Origin of the sequence: Azoarcus sp. DN11, assembly GCF_003628555.1 — a bacterium.
In the GTDB taxonomy this organism is placed as follows: domain Bacteria; phylum Pseudomonadota; class Gammaproteobacteria; order Burkholderiales; family Rhodocyclaceae; genus Aromatoleum.
Genome location: NZ_CP021731.1, coordinates 272,360 through 290,969 on the forward strand (window position 1 = coordinate 272,360; position 18,610 = coordinate 290,969).

Genomic DNA, 18,610 nt, shown 5'->3' on the forward strand with positions numbered 1-18,610 from the left:
GAGTCGTGCCGTCATGGAAGCAGCCGCTGCGGTTCCCGCCCCCGAACCTTTCCGTCCTCCCGCCTCGAGCGTGCTGTCGCTCGACTTCGCCGAACTCAAGGCGAAGCTGGCGACCTACCTGAAGCCCGAGGACGTCGGCCGCGTCGAGGCGGCCTACCATTTCGCCGCAAACGCCCACGAGGGCCAGTTCCGCATCAGCGGCGACCCCTACATCTCGCACCCCGTCGCGGTCGCCGACATCGTCGCCGACTGGCATCTCGACCCGCAGGCGCTGATGGCCGCGCTCCTCCATGACGTCATGGAGGACACCCACATCTCCAAGCAGGAGATCACCGAGCGTTTCGGCAAGACCACTGCCGAGCTCGTCGACGGGCTCTCCAAGCTCGACAAGATCGAATTCCGCTCGCAGGAAGAGGCGCAGGCGGAGAACTTCCGCAAGATGCTGCTCGCGATGGCGAGCGACCTGCGCGTGATCCTGATCAAGCTCGCCGACCGCATGCACAACATGCGCACGCTGCAGTGCGTGCGCCCGGCCAAGCGGCGCCGCATCGCCAACGAGACGCTGGAGATCTACGCGCCGATCGCCAACCGCCTGGGGCTCAACAACCTCTACCGCGAGCTGCAGGAGCTGTCGTTCGAGCACAAGTACCCGATGCGCTACCGCGTGCTGTCGCGCGCGATCAAGGCGGCGCGTGGCAACCGGCGCGAGGTCGTCGGCAAGGTGCTGCAGGCGATCGAGGAGCGGCTGCCGCAGTGGGGCATCCGCGCCGAGGTGCGCGGGCGTGAGAAGCACCTGTTCTCGATCTACCGCAAGATGTCCGAGAAGCACCTGTCGTTCTCGCAGGTGCTCGACATCTACGGTTTCCGCGTCATCGTGCCAGACGTGCCGGCCTGCTACCTCGCGATCGGTGCGCTGCACTCGATGTACAAGCCGGTGCCGGGCAAGTTCAAGGACTACATCGCGATCCCCAAGGCGAACGGCTACCAGTCGCTGCACACGACGCTGATCGGCCCCTTCGGCACGCCGGTCGAAGTGCAGGTGCGTACCGCCGAGATGCACCACATCGCTGAGAGCGGCGTCGCGTCGCACTGGCTGTACAAGGAAGACGAGAAGACGCTCACCGAGCTGCAGCAGAAGACGCACTCGTGGCTGCAGTCGCTGCTGGAGCTGCAGTCGGCGTCGGGCGAGGCGACCGAATTCCTCGAACACGTGAAGATCGACCTCTTCCCCGGCGAGGTGTACGTGTTCACGCCCAAGGGCCGCATCCTGTCGCTGCTCAAGGGGGCCACGCCGGTCGATTTCGCCTACGCGGTGCATACCGACGTGGGGAACCGCTGCGTCGCCTGCCGCATCAACGGCGACCTGATGCCGCTGCGCACCGAGCTCAGGAACGGCGACCAGATCGAGATCATCACCGCCGCGCACGCGAACCCCAATCCGGCCTGGCTCGCGTACGTGCGTACCGGCAAGGCGCGCGCGCAGATCCGCCACTTCCTCAAGGGCGCGCAGCAGGACGAATCGGTGACGCTGGGCGAGCGCCTGCTCAACCAGGCGCTGCGTCCGCACGGTCTGACGCTGGGCCAGATCAGCACCTTTGCGTGGGACCGCTTCCTACGCGACCGCGGCGTGCGCGCGAAGAAGGAGGTTTTCACCGACGTCGGCCTGGGGCGGCGCCTGCCGGCCATCGTCGCGCGCCGCCTCGCGCAGGCGCAGGACCAGGAGTCCGGCCGCCCTGACGTCATCAAGCCGAAGCCCGCCGGCGCGATCCTGATCCGCGGCAGCGAAGGCATCGCGGTGCAGCTCGCGCGCTGCTGCCAGCCGATCCCGGGCGACCCGATCATCGGCGTGATCCGCAAGGGGCAGGGCCTGGAAGTGCATCTGCACGACTGCCCGGTGGCCTCGAAAGTGCGCGGTGACCGCGGGCGTTGGGTGGATGTCGAGTGGGAGGCCGGCGAGGATCGTCTGTTCGACGTCACGATCCGCGTGCTGGCGAAGAACGTGCGCGGCGTGCTCGCGCGCGTCGCCAGTGCGATCGCCGACGCGGACTGCAACATCCAGAACGTGTCGATGGACAACGAGCAGGGCGGCCTGTACACCGCGATGAGCCTCACCGTGCAGGTGCGCGACCGCATGCACCTCGCGCACGTGATGCGCGGCGTGCGGCGCGTGCCCGAGATCGTGCGCATCGCGCGCCCGAAGAGCGACGCGCGCTCCTGAAATGGCCCACGCCCGGCCCGACGCCGCGGAGGGCGGCGACCGCCGCATCCCCGTGACGCTGCTGACCGGTTTTCTCGGCGCCGGCAAGACGACCCTGCTGAACCACCTGCTGCGCGACTCCGCGATGGCGCGCGCTGCCGTGCTGATCAACGAGTTCGGCGAAGTCGCGGTCGATCACCACCTCGTCGACAAGGTCGACGAGACCCTCGTCGTGCTCGACTCCGGCTGCGTGTGCTGCAGCGTGCAGGGCGACCTCGTGAAGGCGCTGAAGAGCCTCTTCATGCGCGCGCTGCGGCGCGAGATCCCCGGCCTCGAGCGCGTGCTGGTCGAGACCACCGGCCTCGCCGACCCGGCGCCGGTGATCTACACGCTGATGCAGGAGCCCTTCATCGCCGAGCGCTACCGCTGCGACGGCGTGATCACGGCCGTCGACGCGACGCACGGCCAGGGCCAGCTCGACCGCCACCGCGAAGCGGTGCGCCAGGTCGCGATGGCCGACCGCCTGCTGGTGACGAAGTGCGACCTCGCCGGTGCGGACGAGCGCGCGGCACTCGCGGCGCGGCTTGCGACGCTCAACCCGGGCGCGCAACAGGTCGAGGTGTTCCGCGGCGAAGTGCCCGCTGCGGCGGTGTCGGGCTGTGGCCTGTACGACCCGGCGGGCAAGATCCCGGACGTCGCGCGCTGGCTCGGCGACGAGCGCGTGCGCGCGCAGGCCGCGGCGGCGCCGGCATGGCGCAAGCCGGGGGCGAAGTCCGTCGCCGTCGAGGGCCACGCGGCGCGCCACGACGAGCACGTCACGAGCTACGTGCTGCGCTTCGACGCGCCGCTCGACTGGTTGGGCTTCTCCGACGGCCTCGGCCTGATCCTGCAGGTGTATGGCGCCCGCATCCTGCGCATCAAGGGCCTCCTGAACGTCGCCGGCGATCCGCTGCCGCGCGTCGTGCAGTGCGTGCAGCACGTCGCCTACCCGACCCGCAGCCTGCCCGCGTGGCCGGACGGCCCGCCCTACGACGACCGCAGGAGCCGCCTCGTGTTCATCGTGCGCGACCTCGCGCGCGAGGAGGTCGTGAGCATCCTGTCGAGCTTCTGCGGCCAACCCTGTTCATGACTGTTGCCGCGCGAGCTCTCCGAGCGTCATCAGCGCATGCACGTGCCGATCGGAGAACGGATAGCAGCCCGACAGCCGGATGTGCCGGGTGTAGCGCCCGCCGGGCGAGAACAGCTGTCCCGGCGTGATGCTGATGCCGCGCGCGAGCGCGTCGTCGAACAGGCGGTTCGAGTCGCAGCCCGCGGGCAGCTGCACCCATAGCAGGAAGCCGCCGGTCGGCCGCGTCGCCTGCGTGCCAGCGGGGAAGGCGCCGTCGATCAAGCCGCGCAGGCGCTCGACCTGCCCCGCGTAGCTGCGCCGCAGCCGGCGCAGGTGCTGCGCGTAGCCGCCGTTCTCCAGGAACACGCCGAGCGCCTCGCACAGCAGCGCGGGCTGCGCGACCGAGCTGCAAAACTTGAGATCGTTGAGTTCCCGCCGGAAGCGCCCGCCCTCCATCCAGCCGATGCGAAAGCCCGGCGCCAGCGTCTTCGTGTAGGACGCGCACACGATCACCCAGCCGTCGCGGTCGAAGGCCTTCGCGGCCGGCTGCAGCGGCGTCGCGTATTGCAGTTCGGCGTACAGCGCGTCCTCGATCACCGGTACGCGGTACTCGTTGGCGAGTTCGGCGAGGCGCCGCTTGCCTTCAACCGGCATGCTGGTGCCGAGCGGGTTGTGCACGTTGGGCATCGTCACGACGGCCTGCACGCGCTTTTCCGACAGCAGTAGTTCCAGCGCGTCGAGCGACATGCCGGTCCCGGGATGCGTCGGCACCTCGATCGTCTTCAGCCCCAGGCGCTCGGCGAGCGGGATCAGGTTGAAGTAGGTCGGCGACTCCAGCGCGATCGTGTCGCCGGCGCGCGTCACCGTGCGCAGCGCGAACTGCAGCGCCTCCATGCAGCCGTTGGTGAGGATGATGTCCTCGGGCGCCAGCGTCATCGCCAGATCCCGCGCATGGCGGCAGATCTCGCGCCGCAGCAGCAGCGATCCGGGCGGCAGGCAGTAGTCCGACAGCAGTTCCGGCCGCCTGCGGGCGAGGTCGGACACGAGCCGCCCGAGGCGTTCGCCCGGATAGAAGTCGCTGCCCTTCGGGCACGCGAGCGACAGGTCGATCGTGTCGGGGCTCGCCTGGGCGGCGACGACGCGGCTGATCTGGTCGAGGACCTCGGCTTCGGCGGATTTCGCCAGCGTGCTGGCGGAGGCGAAGCGCGGGGCTGCGGGCGTCGGCAGGCGCGAGCGCACGAAGTAGCCCGACTGCGGCCGCGCCTCGATCAGGCCGTGCGCCTCGAGCTGGCGGTAGGCCGCGAGCACGGTGTTGATGCTCAGCCCGCGGCTCTTCGCCGCCTCGCGCACCGAGGGCAGACGCTCGCCGCTCGCGAGGCGCCCGTCGGTCATCGCGTGGCGCAGTTCCAGCGCGAGGGACTGGTACAGCGGCTGGCTGTCGTCGAGCATGGTGGGAACCCCCGGGGCGATGGATGCAGTCTGTGCCGCAATCGAAGGATACAGTTCGATGACGGAGAAACTGTATCCAGTATAAAAGCTATTTTCTGGCGCTGTAACCGTGTCGTGCGAATCCTTATTCTGGGTGACATGCAAGACAGCCCGGAGAAGGCCCCATGTTCGACCTGCCTCTGATGACCTACGTGGTCACGATGTCCGTCACCCCCGGACCGAACAACCTCATGCTCGCCGCGAGCGGCGTCAATTTCGGCTTCCGCCGCACCTTGCCGCACCTGCTCGGCGTGAGCATCGGCCACGGCGTGCAGGTCGTGCTCGTCGCGAGCCTGCTGGCGTGGATCATGGTGTGGCTCGAAGCGCTGCGCGTGCCGCTGGTGATCGCCGGCTGCACCTACCTGCTGTGGCTCGCGTGGCGCCAGGCACGCGCCGGCGAACCGACCGCGCGGGGACAGGCGCGCCCGCTGGGCTTCTTCGGCGCCGCCCTGTTCCAGTGGGTCAATCCCAAGGCGTGGATGATGGTGCTCAACGTCGCGATTCTGTTCCTGCCGCGCGGTAGCGGCTGGCCGGCAGCGGGCGAGCTGGCGCTGTGGTGTGCGCTCGTGAACCTGCCGTGCATCGCGCTGTGGGCGTTCGCGGGCGACCGCATGGGCGTCTTCCTGCAGAGCCCGGTCGCGCTGCGCGCCTTCAACTGGACGATGGCCGCCCTGCTCGGGGCGACTGCCGCGTGGATCCTGATCAGCGAACTGCTGTCGAAGTAACACGTGGGAATCCCGTTTTGCGCACGCGGATTGGCGGGCGGCGGGGCAGGCGTCTACAATGCGTCGCCTTGTACCGGGAGAGAAGAAATGGCGATGTACGAATCGGATCACACCAAGTTCATGCGCGAGTGGCTGGAAAAGCATCCGAAGGAACTCGACGAGCAGAAGAAGGGCCGTGCCCTGTGGTGGGACAAGCCGCAGGACGTCGAGACCCAGAAGCGTTACGACGAGTCCCGCGTGCCCGTGCACGCCTACTACTACGATACGCACTCTTGATTCGGCACGGCTGATTCGTCCGCGGCGCCCGCGCCCGCTGTTGTCGCGTGCGTCCTGCCTGACGGGAATCCGACCTTTCCCACGCCCGCGTGTCGCTGCCTGACTCACTGGTCCTGATCGACGTCGAAACCACCGGCGCGAATCCGTTGCGCGACCGCGTGACGGAGATTGCCGTGCTGCGCATCGAGCGCGGCGAGCTGGTCGATCGCTGGGAAACGCTGGTCAATCCCGAATGCCCGATCCCGCCGCTGATCCAGCGGCTGGTCGGCATCACCGACGCGATGGTCGCCGGTGCGCCGACTTTCGCGGCGCTCGCCGACGAGGTGCGTGCCCGGCTGGGCGGCGCGGTGTTCGTCGCGCACAACGCGCGCTTCGACTACGGCTTCATCCGCAGCGAGTTTGCGCGCATCGAGCAGACTTTCGACGCCCCGGTGCTGTGCACCGTGAAGTTGTCGCGCGCGCTGTATCCCGAGCATCACCGCCACGGCCTCGACGCGCTGATCGAGCGCCACGGCTTCACCTGCGGCGCCCGCCACCGTGCGATGGGCGACACCGAGGTGCTGTGGCAGTTTGCCCGCCTCGTCACCGACTCGTTCGCGCCCGACGTGCTCGCGCGCGCGGTCGAGCGCGCGATGAAGCGCCCGGCGCGCGCGGTCGAGCTGCCCGAGGGCGTGCTCGAAGGCCTCCCCGAGTCGCCCGGCCTGTACTACCTGTACGGCGACAACGACCAGCTCCTCTACATCGGCCGCAGCCCCTGCCTGCGCGCGCGCGTGATGGAACACTTCGCGCCCGGCGTGAAGGGCAAGGACGCGGAACTCGCCAAGCGCGTGCGCCGCGTCGACTGGGAGGAAAGCGCCGGCGAGCTGACGGCGACGCTGCGCGAGATGGAACTGTTGCACCGGCGCTGCCCGCCGTACAACCGCGTCGCGGGCAGCGCGGACGTCTTCGGCCTGCAGTACGTGCCGGGGCGCAAGCGTCCCCCCATCCTGCAGCGTGTCGCGCTGGCGGGCAGCGATCCGGCGGCGTGGGGCGACGTGCACGGCACGTTCCGCACCAAGAAGGAAGCCGACAACCTGCTGCGCGAACTGGCGCAGGCCTATCAGCTATGCTTGCGCCGCCTCGGGCTGGAGTCGGGCAACAGCGGCCCGTGCTCGGCGCACCTCGCGAAGCGCTGCGCCGGCGTGTGTGCCGGCAAGGAAAGCTTCGCGGCGCACGACGAGCGCCTGCTCGGCGCACTCGGGGCCGTGCGGCTGCGCCCCTGGCCGTGGCCGGGCGCGGTGATGATCGCGGAACGCTGTCCCCACAGCGGCAGCGAGGCCTGGCACGTGGTCGACCGCTGGTGCCTGCTCGGCACCGCCGACAGTCCCCTGGCGCTGGACGCGTTGCGCGCGGCGCTGCCGCCGCGCCGCTTCGATCTCGACATCTACCGCACGCTGGTGCGCTGGCTGGCCGCGGACGGTCACCGCGACGCCGTCACGCCGCTCCTGTCCTGACCCTTCCGACCCTGCCGCGCTGCGGCGTCAGGCCGCGATGCGTTCGAGCTGCAGCCGGTTGGTGAGGGTGATCGCGCGCCGTCCGCGCGGCACGATGAAGCCGTCGCGCCGCAGCCGGTTGAGCACGCGCGAGAAGGTCTCCGGCGTGAGGTTCAGCTGCGACGCGATGGTCTGCTTGTCACAGGGCAGATGCACTTCGCCGTCGTCGCCATCGGCATGCTGGACGAGATAATGCGCGACACGCTGCGTGCTGCTGCGCTGCGTGCATTGCTCCATCCCTTCGACCAGTTCCTGCATGCGTTCGGACAGGCGGGCCATCAGGGCCATCGCGAACTGCGGCTGCGCCGCCATCGCGGCCTGCAGCGCGTTGCGCTGGAGGTGCAAGACGATGCTGCTGCGGGTCGCCTGCGCCGCGAGCGTCTGGCGCGTGCCGCTGAAGATGTTCTCCTCGCAGAAGGTGTCGCCCGGTCCGGCGAGGCGCACGACCTTTTCCGCGCCGGCGCTGGAGATCAGGAACAGTTTGACCTCGCCTTCGAGGACCAGGTACATGCCTCCGGGCTCCGTGCCGCGGTGCAGAATCATTTCCCCGCGCGAGGCGCGCACGGAGCGCACGCCGTGGGCAAGCCGCCCCAGCGTGGCGGGGTCGAGACAGTCGAAGGGCTCGAGGAGGGCGAGGGTCTGGACGGTCTGGGCCTGGATCATGTTCATTGCGTTACGCTCCCTGGACGTCACATGCGAGATTCGGGCCGATAATCTGGCCTGAGTCTAGAAGCAGAAGTAGTTTTGATCCAGTCTGCATATGCGGGGCGAGAAGCGGAAAATACCTCTTCGGAGGTATGAGTGGTAGTTGTTAGGTAATTGATGTTGATGGATTGTTGCGAATCAGGGTATTTCTCGAGACGGGTTTGGGTATATGGAGGTATTCCCATGAGTTCAGCCGCTGCAGCGCAGGGCGCTGGGTGGCGCGGGCTGCCGGAGCGCGTCTGGCGGATGATCGCCGGGCGCGCCGTGCTGCTCCTGCTGCTGCTTGCGTTCCTTGTCGTGGCGCTGATCGGCGTGGTCGGGATCGGCGGGTCGGTGGTGGTCATGGAGTCCGTCCAGGGCAGCGCCAGCGCGGTCAACGTCGCGGGCAGCCTGCGCCGGCTTGCGCACCGGGCCGGCGGGCTTGCCGTCGCGCGCAGCATCGGCGCGGCGGATCAGGAGGCGGTGCAGGAGGCTGTCGCGAAGTTCGAAGCCGCCCTCGCCAGCCCGGTGATCGCGAACGTGCTCGACCGTCAGCCGAGCAGCGTGTTCGCGTCGGTCTTCCGCGGGGTCGAGGCGGGCTGGGCGACGCGCATCCGGCCGCGCGTGCTGGCGATCCCCGAGGCATCACCCGGGGATCCGTCCGCGGCGGCGCATTACCGCGCGCTCCTCGCCGAAGTCGACGCCTTCGCCGAGGAGATCAACACGCTGGTCGCGGTGCTCGAGCACGACGCCGAGTCGCGCATCGAGCAGCTACGCACCCTGCTCGGCGCGGCGCTGGTGCTGCTGGTGTGCGCCATCGCGCCGGCGCTGTACGTGCTGCGTCGGCGCGTGATTGCGCCCCTGACCGGCTTGCGCAACTGCGCGGCGCGCATCGCCCAGGGAGACTTCGACGCACGCACCCGCTTCACCGGCCGCGATGAGCTGGGGCGCGTCGGCGAGGCCTTCAACGCGATGGCGGGCGAGCTGTCGGTCGCCTATCGCGAGCTCGAATCGCGGGTCGAGCGCAAGACCGCGGACCTCACCCGCAGCAACCGCGCGCTGGAACTGCTGTACTACGTGATCTCGCGCCTCTATCACGCACCGGCCAGCAGCGCGACCTACGCCGAGACCCTGAAGGATCTCGAGCAGACGCTGGGACTGCGCGGCAGTTTCATCTGCGTCGAGCCCAAGCTCGGCGGGGCGGCATCGGTGCTCGCCTCGACGATGGGCGAGTGTCCCGAACGCCGGGCCGGCAACGAGGATTGCGCCCGCTGCTCGGGGCGCCGAGCGCCGTGGAGCTACCGCGGCGAGGGTGACAGGGACGTGCTGCTCGTGCCGCTGCGCGACGCCGAGCGCCATTACGGCATGCTGCGCCTCGCGCTGCCCCCGGGCCAGCGCCTGGCGGACTGGGAGCGGACGCTGCTCGAAGCGGTGACGCGGCACATGGGCATCGCGCTCGGCATCTCGCGCCAGAGCGAACGCGACCGGCTGCTCGCACTGCAGGAAGAGCGCTCGATCATCGCCCGCGAACTGCACGATTCGCTCGCGCAGTCGCTGTCCTTCATGAAGATCCAGGTCAGCCTGCTGTCGCCCGCGCTGGCGCGGCCGCAGGCGCGCGAGGAAGCGGAGACGATCCTCGCCGACCTGCGCGAAGGCATCAACGCGGCCTACCGCCAGCTGCGCGAATTGCTGGCGACTTTCCGGCTGCGCATCGAGGGCGATTTCGCGCGCCTGCTCGGCAACACCGTGTCCGAGTTCGCGTCGCGCAGCGGGCTGCCGATCGCGCTCGAACTCGAGCTCGGCGGCAGCCACCTCAGCCCCAACCAGGAAATCCACGTCCTGCACATCATCCGCGAGGCGCTGTCGAACGCGGTCCGCCACGCCCAGGCCACGCGCATCCGCGTCGCGCTCGCCAGCGCCGCCGGCGGCGACATCACCGTCGTCGTCGAGGACGACGGCCGCGGCGTGGGCGACGAATCGGTGGCCGCCGCACATCACTTCGGCCTCACGATCATGACCGAGCGCGCCCGCGGCCTGGGCGGCTCGCTCGAAGTCCTGTCCTGTCCGGATGGCGGCACGCGCATCGTGCTGCGCTTCAACCCGCAGCCGGCCGAGGGGCGCCCGGAACTACCCATTGTCATGGAGAGCAAATGACCGACACCCGGCAACGCGTCATCATCGTCGACGACCACCCGCTGTTCCGCAAGGGACTGATCCAGCTGCTGCGCACCGTGCCCGGCTTCGATCTCGTCGCCGAAGTCGCCGACGGCAAGGAAGGCATCCGCCAGATCCTGCGCCTGCGCCCCGACCTGTTGCTGCTCGACCTCAACATGAAGGAGATGTCGGGCCTCGACGTGCTGCGTTTCGTGAAGCAGGCCGACCTCGACACCCGCGTCGTGATGGTCACCGTCTCGGATGCCGCCGACGACCTCGTCGCCGCGCTGCGTGCCGGGGCCGACGGCTATCTCCTCAAGGACATGGAGCCCGAGGAAATGGTGGACGCGCTGCGCGCCGCCGCCGCGGGCCGCATCGTCGTTTCCGATGCGCTCACGCACCTGCTCGCCGCCGCGCTACGCGACGACAAGCGCCCCGAGAGTGCGTCGGCGGCCGGGCTCACCGAGCGCGAGCAGGGCATCCTCGAATACATCGCCGGCGGCCTGTCGAACAAGCAGATCGCCCGCGAACTCACCATCGCCGAAGGCACCGTCAAGGTGCACGTCAAGCACCTGCTGCGCAAGCTCAACTTCCGTTCGCGCGTCGAGGCGGCCGTCTGGGCCGTCGAACACCTGCGCTCCGAACGCTGATTTCCACCCCTGCGGCGGGCCCGGATGGGAGCCGTTCGCATCTTGACTGCAGTCAAGGTCCGGCAATCGGGGCGCGTGTCCAATGAAAACCCATGAACGTTTCATGGTGTTGCGCGCGTCATGTCGACTTCACGCCGCGGTTTTCTCAGGGGGTATATCCGCTCGGATGTCGATGTGCTGCGTCCGCCCTGGGCGATCGCCGGCGGCGCCTTCGAGGATGCCTGCACGCGTTGCGGCGACTGCCTGAAGGCCTGTCCGACCGCCATCCTCGTCGCCGGTCCCGGCGGCTATCCGGGCGTCGATTTCGGCCATGGTGAATGCAGCTTCTGTGGCGACTGCGTCACTGCCTGCAAGGCCGGCGCGCTGCGGCGAAGCGACGGCCTTGCGCCGTGGCGGCTCGCGGCGGTGATTGCCGAGGCCTGCCTCGCGCGCCGCGGCATCGAATGCCGGGTGTGCGGCGAGGCCTGCGGGGCCGCCGCGATCTGCTTCCGCCCCAGCCGCGGCGGCGTCGCGCAGCCCCTGTTCGATGCCGAACGCTGCACCGGCTGCGGCGCCTGCCAGGCCCCCTGTCCGGCCGGCGCCATCGCAATGAAGAATCCCGTGGAGATGCCCGCATGAAGATCGCAAGCCTGGTCGTCCGGGTCGGCCCCGAGCACCTCGACGCCCTGAAGGACGCACTGCGGAAGATCCCCGGCGTCGAGCTGCACGGCGCGAGCAGCGAGCTCGGGCGCGTCATCGTCACCGTCGAGGACGGCGAAGGCTATGCGATGACCGATTCCCTGCTGGCCGTGAACGTGGCGCCGCACGTGCTCGGCGTCACGCTCGCCTACGAATACACGGACGAAGGTTTGGAACACGAATCGGAACACCCGGAGCCGATGCCGGGCCTGCCGCTCGCGGGGGACGGAATCGGCAGCGCTCAGGACAAGGAGGCTTGAAATGACCATGGATAGACGCGAGTTCATCAAGACCAATGCCATCGCGGCTGCCGCGGCGACCGCCGGCATCGGTATCCCGGCGGCGGCCGAGGCCCAGGCCCAGCCGGCCGGCAAGGCCTCCACCAAGGTGCGCTGGGACAAGGCGGCGTGTCGCTTCTGCGGCACCGGCTGCTCGGTGCTCGTCGGCGTGCAGAACGGGCGCATCGTCGCGACCCAGGGCGACCCCGATTCGCCCGTCAACCGCGGCCTCAACTGCATCAAGGGCTATTTCCTGTCGAAGATCATGTACGGCAACGACCGGCTCACGAAGCCGCTGCTGCGCATGAAGAACGGCAAGTACGACAAGAACGGCGAATTCGCGCCGATCACCTGGGACCAGGCCTTCGACATCATGGCCGAGAAATGGAAGGCCGCGATCAAGCAGCACGGCCCCGACTCGGTCGGCATGTTCGGCTCGGGCCAGTGGACGATCTGGGAGGGTTACGCCGCGTCCAAGCTGCACAAGGCCGGCTTCCGCAGCAACAACCTCGACCCCAACGCCCGCCACTGCATGGCCTCGGCGGTGGCGGGCTTCATGCGCACCTTCGGCATCGACGAGCCGATGGGCTGCTACGACGACATCGAGAACGCCGACGGCTTCGTGCTGTGGGGCTCGAACATGGCCGAGATGCACCCGATCCTGTGGTCGCGCATCACCGACCGCCGCCTGTCGAAGGAAGGCAGCGAGGTGCACGTGCTGTCGACCTACGAGCACCGCTCGTTCGAGCTCGCCGACAACGGCATGATCTTCGTGCCGAACACCGACCTCGCGATCCTGAACTACATCTGCAACTACATCATCCAGAACAAGAAAGTTAATACCGAGTTCGTCAAGACGCGGGTGAACTTCAAGAAGGGCGAAACCGACATCGGCTTCGGCCTGCGCCCCAACCACGCGCTCGAAGCGAATGCCACCAACAACGGCTACGCCGGCGCGGACGGCAAGCCCAAGGGCAACACCGGCGCGGCGACCGACATCAGCTTCGAGGAATTCGCCAAATTCGTGTCCGAGTACACGGCCGAGAAGGTGTCGAAGCTCTCGGGCGTGCCCGTCGACCGCCTCGAACGCATGGCGAAGCTCTACGCCGACCCGAAGAAGAAGGTCGTGTCCTTCTGGACCATGGGCTTCAACCAGCACACCCGCGGCACGTGGGTGAACAACATGATCTACAACGTGCACCTGCTGGTCGGCAAGATCTCCGAGCCCGGCAACAGCCCGTTCTCGCTCACCGGTCAGCCGTCCGCCTGCGGCACCGCACGCGAGGTCGGCACCTTCTCGCACCGCCTGCCCGCCGACATGGTCGTCACCAACCCGATGCACCGCGCGATCACCGAGAAGATCTGGCAGCTGCCCGACGGCACGATCCCCGAGAAGATCGGCTACCACGCCGTCGCGCAGAGCCGCGCCCTCAAGGACGGGAAGCTGAAGTGCTACTGGACCAGCACGACCAACAACATGCAGGCGGGGCCCAATATCAACGGCGAGGTCTACCCCGGCTGGCGCAACCCCGAGGCCTTCGTCGTCGTCTCCGATGCCTACCCGACCGTCTCGGCCCTGTCCGCCGACCTGATCCTGCCCGCCGCGATGTGGGCGGAGAAGGAAGGCGCCTTCGGCAACGCCGAGCGCCGCACCCAGTTCTGGCGCCAGCAGGTGTCCGCCCCCGGCCAGGCGAAATCCGATCTGTGGCAGCTCGTCGAGTTTTCCAAGCGCTTCAAGGTCGAGGACGTGTGGCCGGCCGAACTCATCGCCAAGAAGCCCGAACTCAAGGGCAAGACCCTGTTCGACGTGCTGTACAAGAACGGCGCGGTGAACAAGTTCCCGCTCGCCGACGTCGAGAAGACGAACGCCCACGCGATTCCCGGCTACATGAACGACGAGTCGAAGGAACTCGGCTTCTACCTGCAGAAAGGCCTGTTCGAGGAATACGCGCAGTTCGGCCGCGGCCACGGCCACGACCTCGCGGATTTCGCGATGTACCACAAGGCGCGCGGCCTGCGTTGGCCGGTCGTGGAAGGGAAGGAGACCCTGTGGCGCTTCCGCGAGGGCTACGACCCCTACGTCAAGACCGGCGAGGGCGTGAAGTTCTACGGCCACAAGGACGGCAAGGCGGTCATCTTCGCGCTGCCCTATCAGGATCCGCCGGAAATGCCGGACAAGGAATACGACATGTGGCTGTGCACCGGTCGCGTGCTCGAACACTGGCACACCGGCTCGATGACCCGCCGCGTGCCCGAGCTGCACCGCTCGGTGCCCGAGGCGCAGATCTTCATGCACCCGGACGACGCCACCAAGCGCGGCCTGCAGCGCGGCATGCTGGTCAAGGTCGCCTCGCGTCGCGGCGAGATCACCGCGCGCCTGGAAACGCGCGGCCGCAACAAGCCGCCGTTCGGCCTCATCTTCATCCCGTTCTTCGACGAAGGGCGCCTGGTGAACAAGCTCACGCTCGACGCCACCTGCCCGATCTCGAAGGAAACGGACTTCAAGAAATGCGCCGTCAAGGTGCTCAAGGTCTGACGGCATGGGGCAGCGGAGCGCGGATCATGGGTGACACGCAGGACAAGCCGGTCGGTCAGGGAGGCCCCTCGCCCCGCCGCCGCTTCCTCCGGGAAGCGGCGGGGGTCGCGGGCGGCGCCTGCCTGCTCTCGCTCGGCGTCGGCCTGTACGCGAAGCAGGCGAGTGCCCTGCCCGCGACCGCCCTGCGTCCGCCCGGTGCGCTCGCGGAAAGCGATTTCCTCGCTGCCTGCGTGCGCTGCGGCCTGTGCGTGCGCGACTGTCCCTACGACACGCTCCGGCTCGCCGAACTCGGCGACGGCATCGCCACCGGCACCCCGTACTTCGCCGCACGCCAGATCCCGTGCGAGATGTGCGAGACCATCCCCTGCGTCGTTGCCTGCCCGACCGGCGCGCTCGACCACGGCCTCACCGACATCGGCAAGGCGCGCATGGGCCTCGCGGTGCTGATCGACCACGAGACCTGCCTCAACTTCCTCGGCCTGCGCTGCGACGTCTGCTATCGCGTGTGCCCGGTCATCGACACGGCGATCACGCTGGAGCGCCAGCACAACCCGCGCTCCGACCGCCACGCAATGCTCTTGCCCACGGTGCATTCGGACCACTGCACCGGCTGCGGCAAGTGCGAAAAATCCTGCGTGCTGCCGGGCGAAGCGGCGATCAAGGTGCTGCCGGTCAAACTCGCGCAGGGCTCCAGGGCCGAGCACTACCGCAAGAGCTGGGAAGAAAAGGAAGCCGCCGGCGAGTCGCTGATCGGCGAACAGATCGAACTGCCCGTGCGCGGCCTCGAAGGCAGGTCCTACGGCGACACGCGCGTCGCGCCGGGGCAGGGGCCCGTGCCGGCTCCCGCCGCGCCGGCCCGGCCGGGTAGCGGCCTCGATTCGGGGTGGAAGCCATGAACGCCGCCGCCGCACCGAAGGCCGTGCGCCCGCGCGTCGGCGCCGACGCGATCGCCGCCAAGGGCTGGCTGCGCGCGCACCGGTGGCTCCTCCTGCGGCGCGTGTCGCAACTCGGCATCCTGGCCGCCTTTCTCGCCGGTCCCTGGTTCGGGCTGTGGATCGTCAAGGGCAACCTGTCGTCCAGCCTCACGCTCGGCGTCCTGCCGCTCACCGACCCTTTCCTACTTGCACAGTCGCTCGCGGCCGGAACGCTCCCGTACAAGGAGGCCCTCATCGGCACCGGCATCGTCGTCGCCTTCTACCTCGTCGCCGGCGGCCGCGTGTTCTGCTCCTGGGTGTGCCCGATGAACCTCGTCACCGACGCCGCCGCGTGGTTGCGCCGGCGCCTCGGCCTCAAGGGCGGCAAGCTCCCCTCGGGCGACACGCGCTACTGGCTGCTCGGTTTCATGCTGCTCGCCGCCTTCGCGACCGGCAGCCTCGCGTGGGAATGGGTCAATCCGGTGTCGATGCTGCACCGCGGCCTCATCTTCGGCTTCGGCCTCGCGTGGGGCATCGTCGGCGGCGTCTTCCTGTACGACCTGTTGATCGCCACGCGCGGCTGGTGCGGCCACCTCTGCCCGATGGGCGCCTTCTACAGCCTGCTCGGCCGCGCCGCACTCGTGCGTGTCAGCGCCGCGCATCGCAGCGCCTGCGACGACTGCATGGACTGCTTCGCCGTCTGCCCCGAACCCCAGGTCATCCGTCCCGCACTCAAGGCGGCCGGCCAGGACCATCCGGTCATCCTCGACCGCAACTGCACCAATTGTGGCCGCTGCATCGATGTGTGCGGCAGGAACGTTTTTCGAATCACGACCCGATTTGATAGGAGCGAGTCATGAAAAAACAGACCCGTAACCTGGCGCTGGCGCTCATTGCCGCTGCGAGCTTCGGCCCCTTCGGCGGACAGGCGCTGGCCCAGCAGGTGCAGAGCCTGCGCGGCGCGCCGGTGGACGCCGCCGAGCCGGCCACGGCGGCGGCGCACATCCGGCCCGACGGCCCGGCCATCTCGCGCGACTACGTGCAGCAGCCGCCCCTGATCCCGCACAAGGTCGAGGGCTACGAAGTCACCAAGAACTTCAACAAGTGCATGGACTGCCATGCCTGGAGCCGCTACCAGGAGTTCAACGCCACCAAGGTCAGCCTCACCCACTTCAAGGACCGGGACGGCGGCGAGCTGTCGAACATCTCCCCGCGCCGCTACTTCTGCCTGCAGTGCCACATTCCCCAGACCGACGCCAAACCGCTGGTCGACAACACCTTCAAGCGCGCCGAGGGCCTGCGCTGATCCTCGACGCCTCACGGACAGGGAACCAACATGACCCAGGACAACAACAACGCGAAGGGCAGCCCGTGGCAGCGCCTGCGTCGCCTCGCCTTCGGCGCCGTCGGCATTGCCTTCGTCGCCGGCATCATCTTCTGGGGCGGCTTCAACACGGTGCTGGAACTCACCAACCGCGAAGCCTTCTGCATCGGCTGCCACGAGATGAAGGAAAACGTCTTCAAGGAGTACCGCAACACCATCCACTACCAGAACCGCACCGGTGTGCGCGCCACCTGCCCGGATTGCCACGTGCCGAAGGAATGGATCCCCAAGATCATCCGCAAGATCCAGGCATCCAACGAAGTCTTCCACCACCTGCTCGGCTCGATCGACACCCCCGAGAAGTTCGACGCCAAGCGCATCCAGCTCGCGCAGAACGAATGGCGCCGCATGAAGAAGAACAACTCGCAGGAATGCCGCAACTGCCACAACTACGAGTACTTCGACTACTCCGTGCAGGGGCGGCGCTCCAACAAGGCGCACCAGGCCGGGCTCGCCGAGGGCAAGACCTGCATCGACTGCCACAAGGGCGTCGCGCACTCGCTGCCGCCGATCGAGCAGGACATCGGCGCGGCGCATGAAAGTGTCGCGCCCGAGGTGTTCCACCCGCCGGCACCGCCCAGGCAGGAGTGAAATTCCCGCTTTTCTCCGGTCCCGCCGCGATTTGATCAATCCGTTGATTGGATCGCGGTTTTTCCGCCGTGTGGGGCTCCCGAAGCGGCCCCGTCTGTGGTTAAATCCACGCCCATGCTTTATGCCAACGCTCTCGCCTGCGTGAAGGGTGACCGCCCGTTGTTCCGTGGCCTCTCCCTGCGGGTCGCTCCGGGGGACTTGGTGCGTGTCGCCGGCCCGAACGGCTTCGGCAAAACCAGCCTGCTGCGTATCCTGTGCGGCCTCGCGCTGCCCGAAAGCGGCGAAATCCGCTGGAACGACGTGCCCATCAACAGCGACCGCGAAAGCTACCATCGCACCTTGCTGTACCTCGGGCACGCACCGTCCCTCAACGACCTCCTGACGCCGCTGGAGAACCTGCGCTTCGCGTGTTCCTCCGGGGGCGACAAGGTCGACGAGGAAGCCTGCGTCGATGCCCTGGTGCGCATCGGCCTCGCCCAGCAGCTCGATCTTCCCGCCCGTGTCCTGTCGCAGGGGCAGCGTCGGCGCGTCGGCCTGGCCCGTCTGTTCCTCGAAGCCGACCGCAAGCTGTGGATCCTCGATGAACCCTTCACGGCCCTCGACGTCGCCGCCGTGGCCGACCTGACCGCCACCCTTTCCGAACACTGCGCCGCCGGCGGCATGGTGGTGCTCACTACTCACCAGGATGCGCCGTTCGCCAAGGCTCCGGTGGTACTCGATCTTACCGAGGTAGCCTGTTGAGCCGCGCCCTGGGTCCCTTCGCCGCGGTCCTGAGCCGCGATCTCCTGCTCGCCTGGCGCGGCCGTGCCGACGTTCTCGTCACGCTCGCCTTCTTCGTCGTCGTCGTCTGCCTCTTTCCGTTCGGCGTCGGTGCCGAACCCAACCAGCTGCGCGCCATCGCGCCGGGCGTCCTGTGGGTGGCGGCGCTCCTGTCCACCCTGCTGTCACTGCATCGCCTGTTCGCCCAGGACCACGCCGACGGCACGCTCGAACAACTGCTGCTCACTCCCGAACCCACCGTCCTGTGGGTCGTCGCCAAGATATCCGCCCACTGGATCGCCACCGGCCTGCCGGTGGTCGTCGTCGCGCCGGGCCTTGCGCTGTTGTTCGACGTGGAGCAAGGTGCGCTCGGGGTGCTGATCCTCTCGCTGGCGCTCGGAACGCCGATCCTCGCGCTGCTGGGTGCGGTCGGTGCCGCCCTCACGCTGGGCCTGCGCGGGGGCGGCATGCTGCTCGCGCTGCTGGTGCTGCCGCTCTTCGTGCCGGTGCTGATCTTCGGTGCCGGCGCGGTGGACGCGTACCTGTCCGGCTCCGGCGCGCAGGCACATCTTTTGCTTCTTGGAGGCGGTCTGCTGGCCGCCCTTGCGCTGGCGCCGCTGGCCTGTGCGGCTGCACTCCGAATCGCCGTTGAATGA

Annotated in this window: 18 protein-coding genes; 16 read left to right on the forward strand and 2 right to left on the reverse strand. The window is 68.4% G+C overall.

Annotation, left to right across the window (positions count from 1 at the left end; translation table 11 throughout):
• The first annotated feature begins 13 nt into the window (after positions 1–13).
• Complete coding sequence (locus CDA09_RS01210; RefSeq protein ID WP_121426952.1) at positions 14–2,218, forward strand: RelA/SpoT family protein; 2,205 nt, start codon at positions 14–16, stop codon at positions 2,216–2,218.
• 1 nt (position 2,219) lies between these two features.
• Complete coding sequence (locus CDA09_RS01215; protein WP_121426953.1) at positions 2,220–3,326, forward strand: CobW family GTP-binding protein; 1,107 nt, start codon at positions 2,220–2,222, stop codon at positions 3,324–3,326.
• On the opposite strand, the gene CDA09_RS01220 is transcribed toward CDA09_RS01215, so the two are convergent.
• Complete coding sequence (locus CDA09_RS01220) at positions 3,321–4,754, reverse strand: aminotransferase-like domain-containing protein (protein WP_121426954.1); 1,434 nt, start codon at positions 4,752–4,754, stop codon at positions 3,321–3,323. The genes CDA09_RS01215 and CDA09_RS01220 overlap by 6 nt on opposite strands.
• A 164-nt stretch (positions 4,755–4,918) precedes the next feature.
• Between CDA09_RS01220 and CDA09_RS01225 the strand changes: the two genes are divergently transcribed.
• From CDA09_RS01225 to CDA09_RS01235, 3 genes are all read left to right on the forward strand, one after another.
• A complete protein-coding gene (locus tag CDA09_RS01225; RefSeq protein ID WP_121426955.1) occupies positions 4,919–5,518 on the forward strand; it encodes a LysE family translocator in 600 nt (199 codons plus the stop codon).
• An 87-nt stretch (positions 5,519–5,605) separates the two neighbouring features.
• Positions 5,606–5,794: a DUF3460 family protein gene (locus CDA09_RS01230; RefSeq protein ID WP_121426956.1), complete on the forward strand. Its 189-nt coding sequence runs from the start codon at positions 5,606–5,608 to the stop codon at positions 5,792–5,794.
• 89 nt (positions 5,795–5,883) lie between these two features.
• Complete coding sequence (locus CDA09_RS01235) at positions 5,884–7,287, forward strand: exonuclease domain-containing protein (protein WP_121426957.1); 1,404 nt, start codon at positions 5,884–5,886, stop codon at positions 7,285–7,287.
• 27 nt (positions 7,288–7,314) lie between these two features.
• On the opposite strand, the gene CDA09_RS01240 is transcribed toward CDA09_RS01235, so the two are convergent.
• The gene (locus tag CDA09_RS01240) at positions 7,315–7,995 is read right to left on the reverse strand and encodes a Crp/Fnr family transcriptional regulator (RefSeq protein WP_121426958.1); all 681 of its coding nucleotides are present in this window, start codon (positions 7,993–7,995) and stop codon (positions 7,315–7,317) included.
• Between the two features lie 219 nt (positions 7,996–8,214).
• Between CDA09_RS01240 and CDA09_RS01245 the strand changes: the two genes are divergently transcribed.
• The 11 genes from CDA09_RS01245 to ccmB all read left to right on the forward strand — a co-directional run bounded on the left by CDA09_RS01245 (position 8,215) and on the right by ccmB (position 18,610).
• Positions 8,215–10,164, forward strand: a complete 1,950-nt coding sequence (locus tag CDA09_RS01245; protein ID WP_121426959.1) for an ATP-binding protein — start codon at positions 8,215–8,217, stop codon at positions 10,162–10,164.
• Entirely contained in the window at positions 10,161–10,814 is a 654-nt protein-coding gene (narL, locus tag CDA09_RS01250) for a two-component system response regulator NarL (RefSeq protein WP_121426960.1), read from the forward strand. Before CDA09_RS01245 ends, narL begins: the two co-directional genes overlap by 4 nt.
• Positions 10,815–10,934: 120 nt before the next feature.
• The gene (gene napF, locus CDA09_RS01255; RefSeq protein ID WP_121426961.1) at positions 10,935–11,432 is read left to right on the forward strand and encodes a ferredoxin-type protein NapF; all 498 of its coding nucleotides are present in this window, start codon (positions 10,935–10,937) and stop codon (positions 11,430–11,432) included.
• Positions 11,429–11,752, forward strand: a complete 324-nt coding sequence (locus tag CDA09_RS01260) for a chaperone NapD (RefSeq protein WP_121426962.1) — start codon at positions 11,429–11,431, stop codon at positions 11,750–11,752. Before napF ends, CDA09_RS01260 begins: the two co-directional genes overlap by 4 nt.
• Before the next feature lies 1 nt (position 11,753).
• Positions 11,754–14,306 (forward strand): nitrate reductase catalytic subunit NapA, encoded by a 2,553-nt coding sequence (napA, locus tag CDA09_RS01265; protein WP_121426963.1) that lies wholly within the window; start codon positions 11,754–11,756, stop codon positions 14,304–14,306.
• A gap of 26 nt (positions 14,307–14,332) precedes the next feature.
• Positions 14,333–15,202 (forward strand): ferredoxin-type protein NapG, encoded by an 870-nt coding sequence (napG, locus tag CDA09_RS01270; protein ID WP_121426964.1) that lies wholly within the window; start codon positions 14,333–14,335, stop codon positions 15,200–15,202.
• Positions 15,199–16,080: a quinol dehydrogenase ferredoxin subunit NapH gene (gene napH / locus CDA09_RS01275; RefSeq protein ID WP_121426965.1), complete on the forward strand. Its 882-nt coding sequence runs from the start codon at positions 15,199–15,201 to the stop codon at positions 16,078–16,080. Before napG ends, napH begins: the two co-directional genes overlap by 4 nt.
• On the forward strand, positions 16,077–16,526 hold the full coding sequence (locus CDA09_RS01280) for a nitrate reductase cytochrome c-type subunit (protein ID WP_121426966.1): 450 nt from the start codon (positions 16,077–16,079) through the stop codon (positions 16,524–16,526). The genes napH and CDA09_RS01280 overlap by 4 nt, the downstream gene beginning before the upstream one ends.
• A gap of 30 nt (positions 16,527–16,556) precedes the next feature.
• Complete coding sequence (locus CDA09_RS01285; RefSeq protein ID WP_121426967.1) at positions 16,557–17,195, forward strand: NapC/NirT family cytochrome c; 639 nt, start codon at positions 16,557–16,559, stop codon at positions 17,193–17,195.
• A 114-nt stretch (positions 17,196–17,309) separates the two neighbouring features.
• Complete coding sequence (ccmA, locus tag CDA09_RS01290) at positions 17,310–17,936, forward strand: cytochrome c biogenesis heme-transporting ATPase CcmA (protein WP_121426968.1); 627 nt, start codon at positions 17,310–17,312, stop codon at positions 17,934–17,936.
• Positions 17,933–18,610, forward strand: coding sequence for a heme exporter protein CcmB (gene ccmB / locus CDA09_RS01295; RefSeq protein ID WP_121426969.1), 678 nt, complete (start codon positions 17,933–17,935; stop codon positions 18,608–18,610). Before ccmA ends, ccmB begins: the two co-directional genes overlap by 4 nt.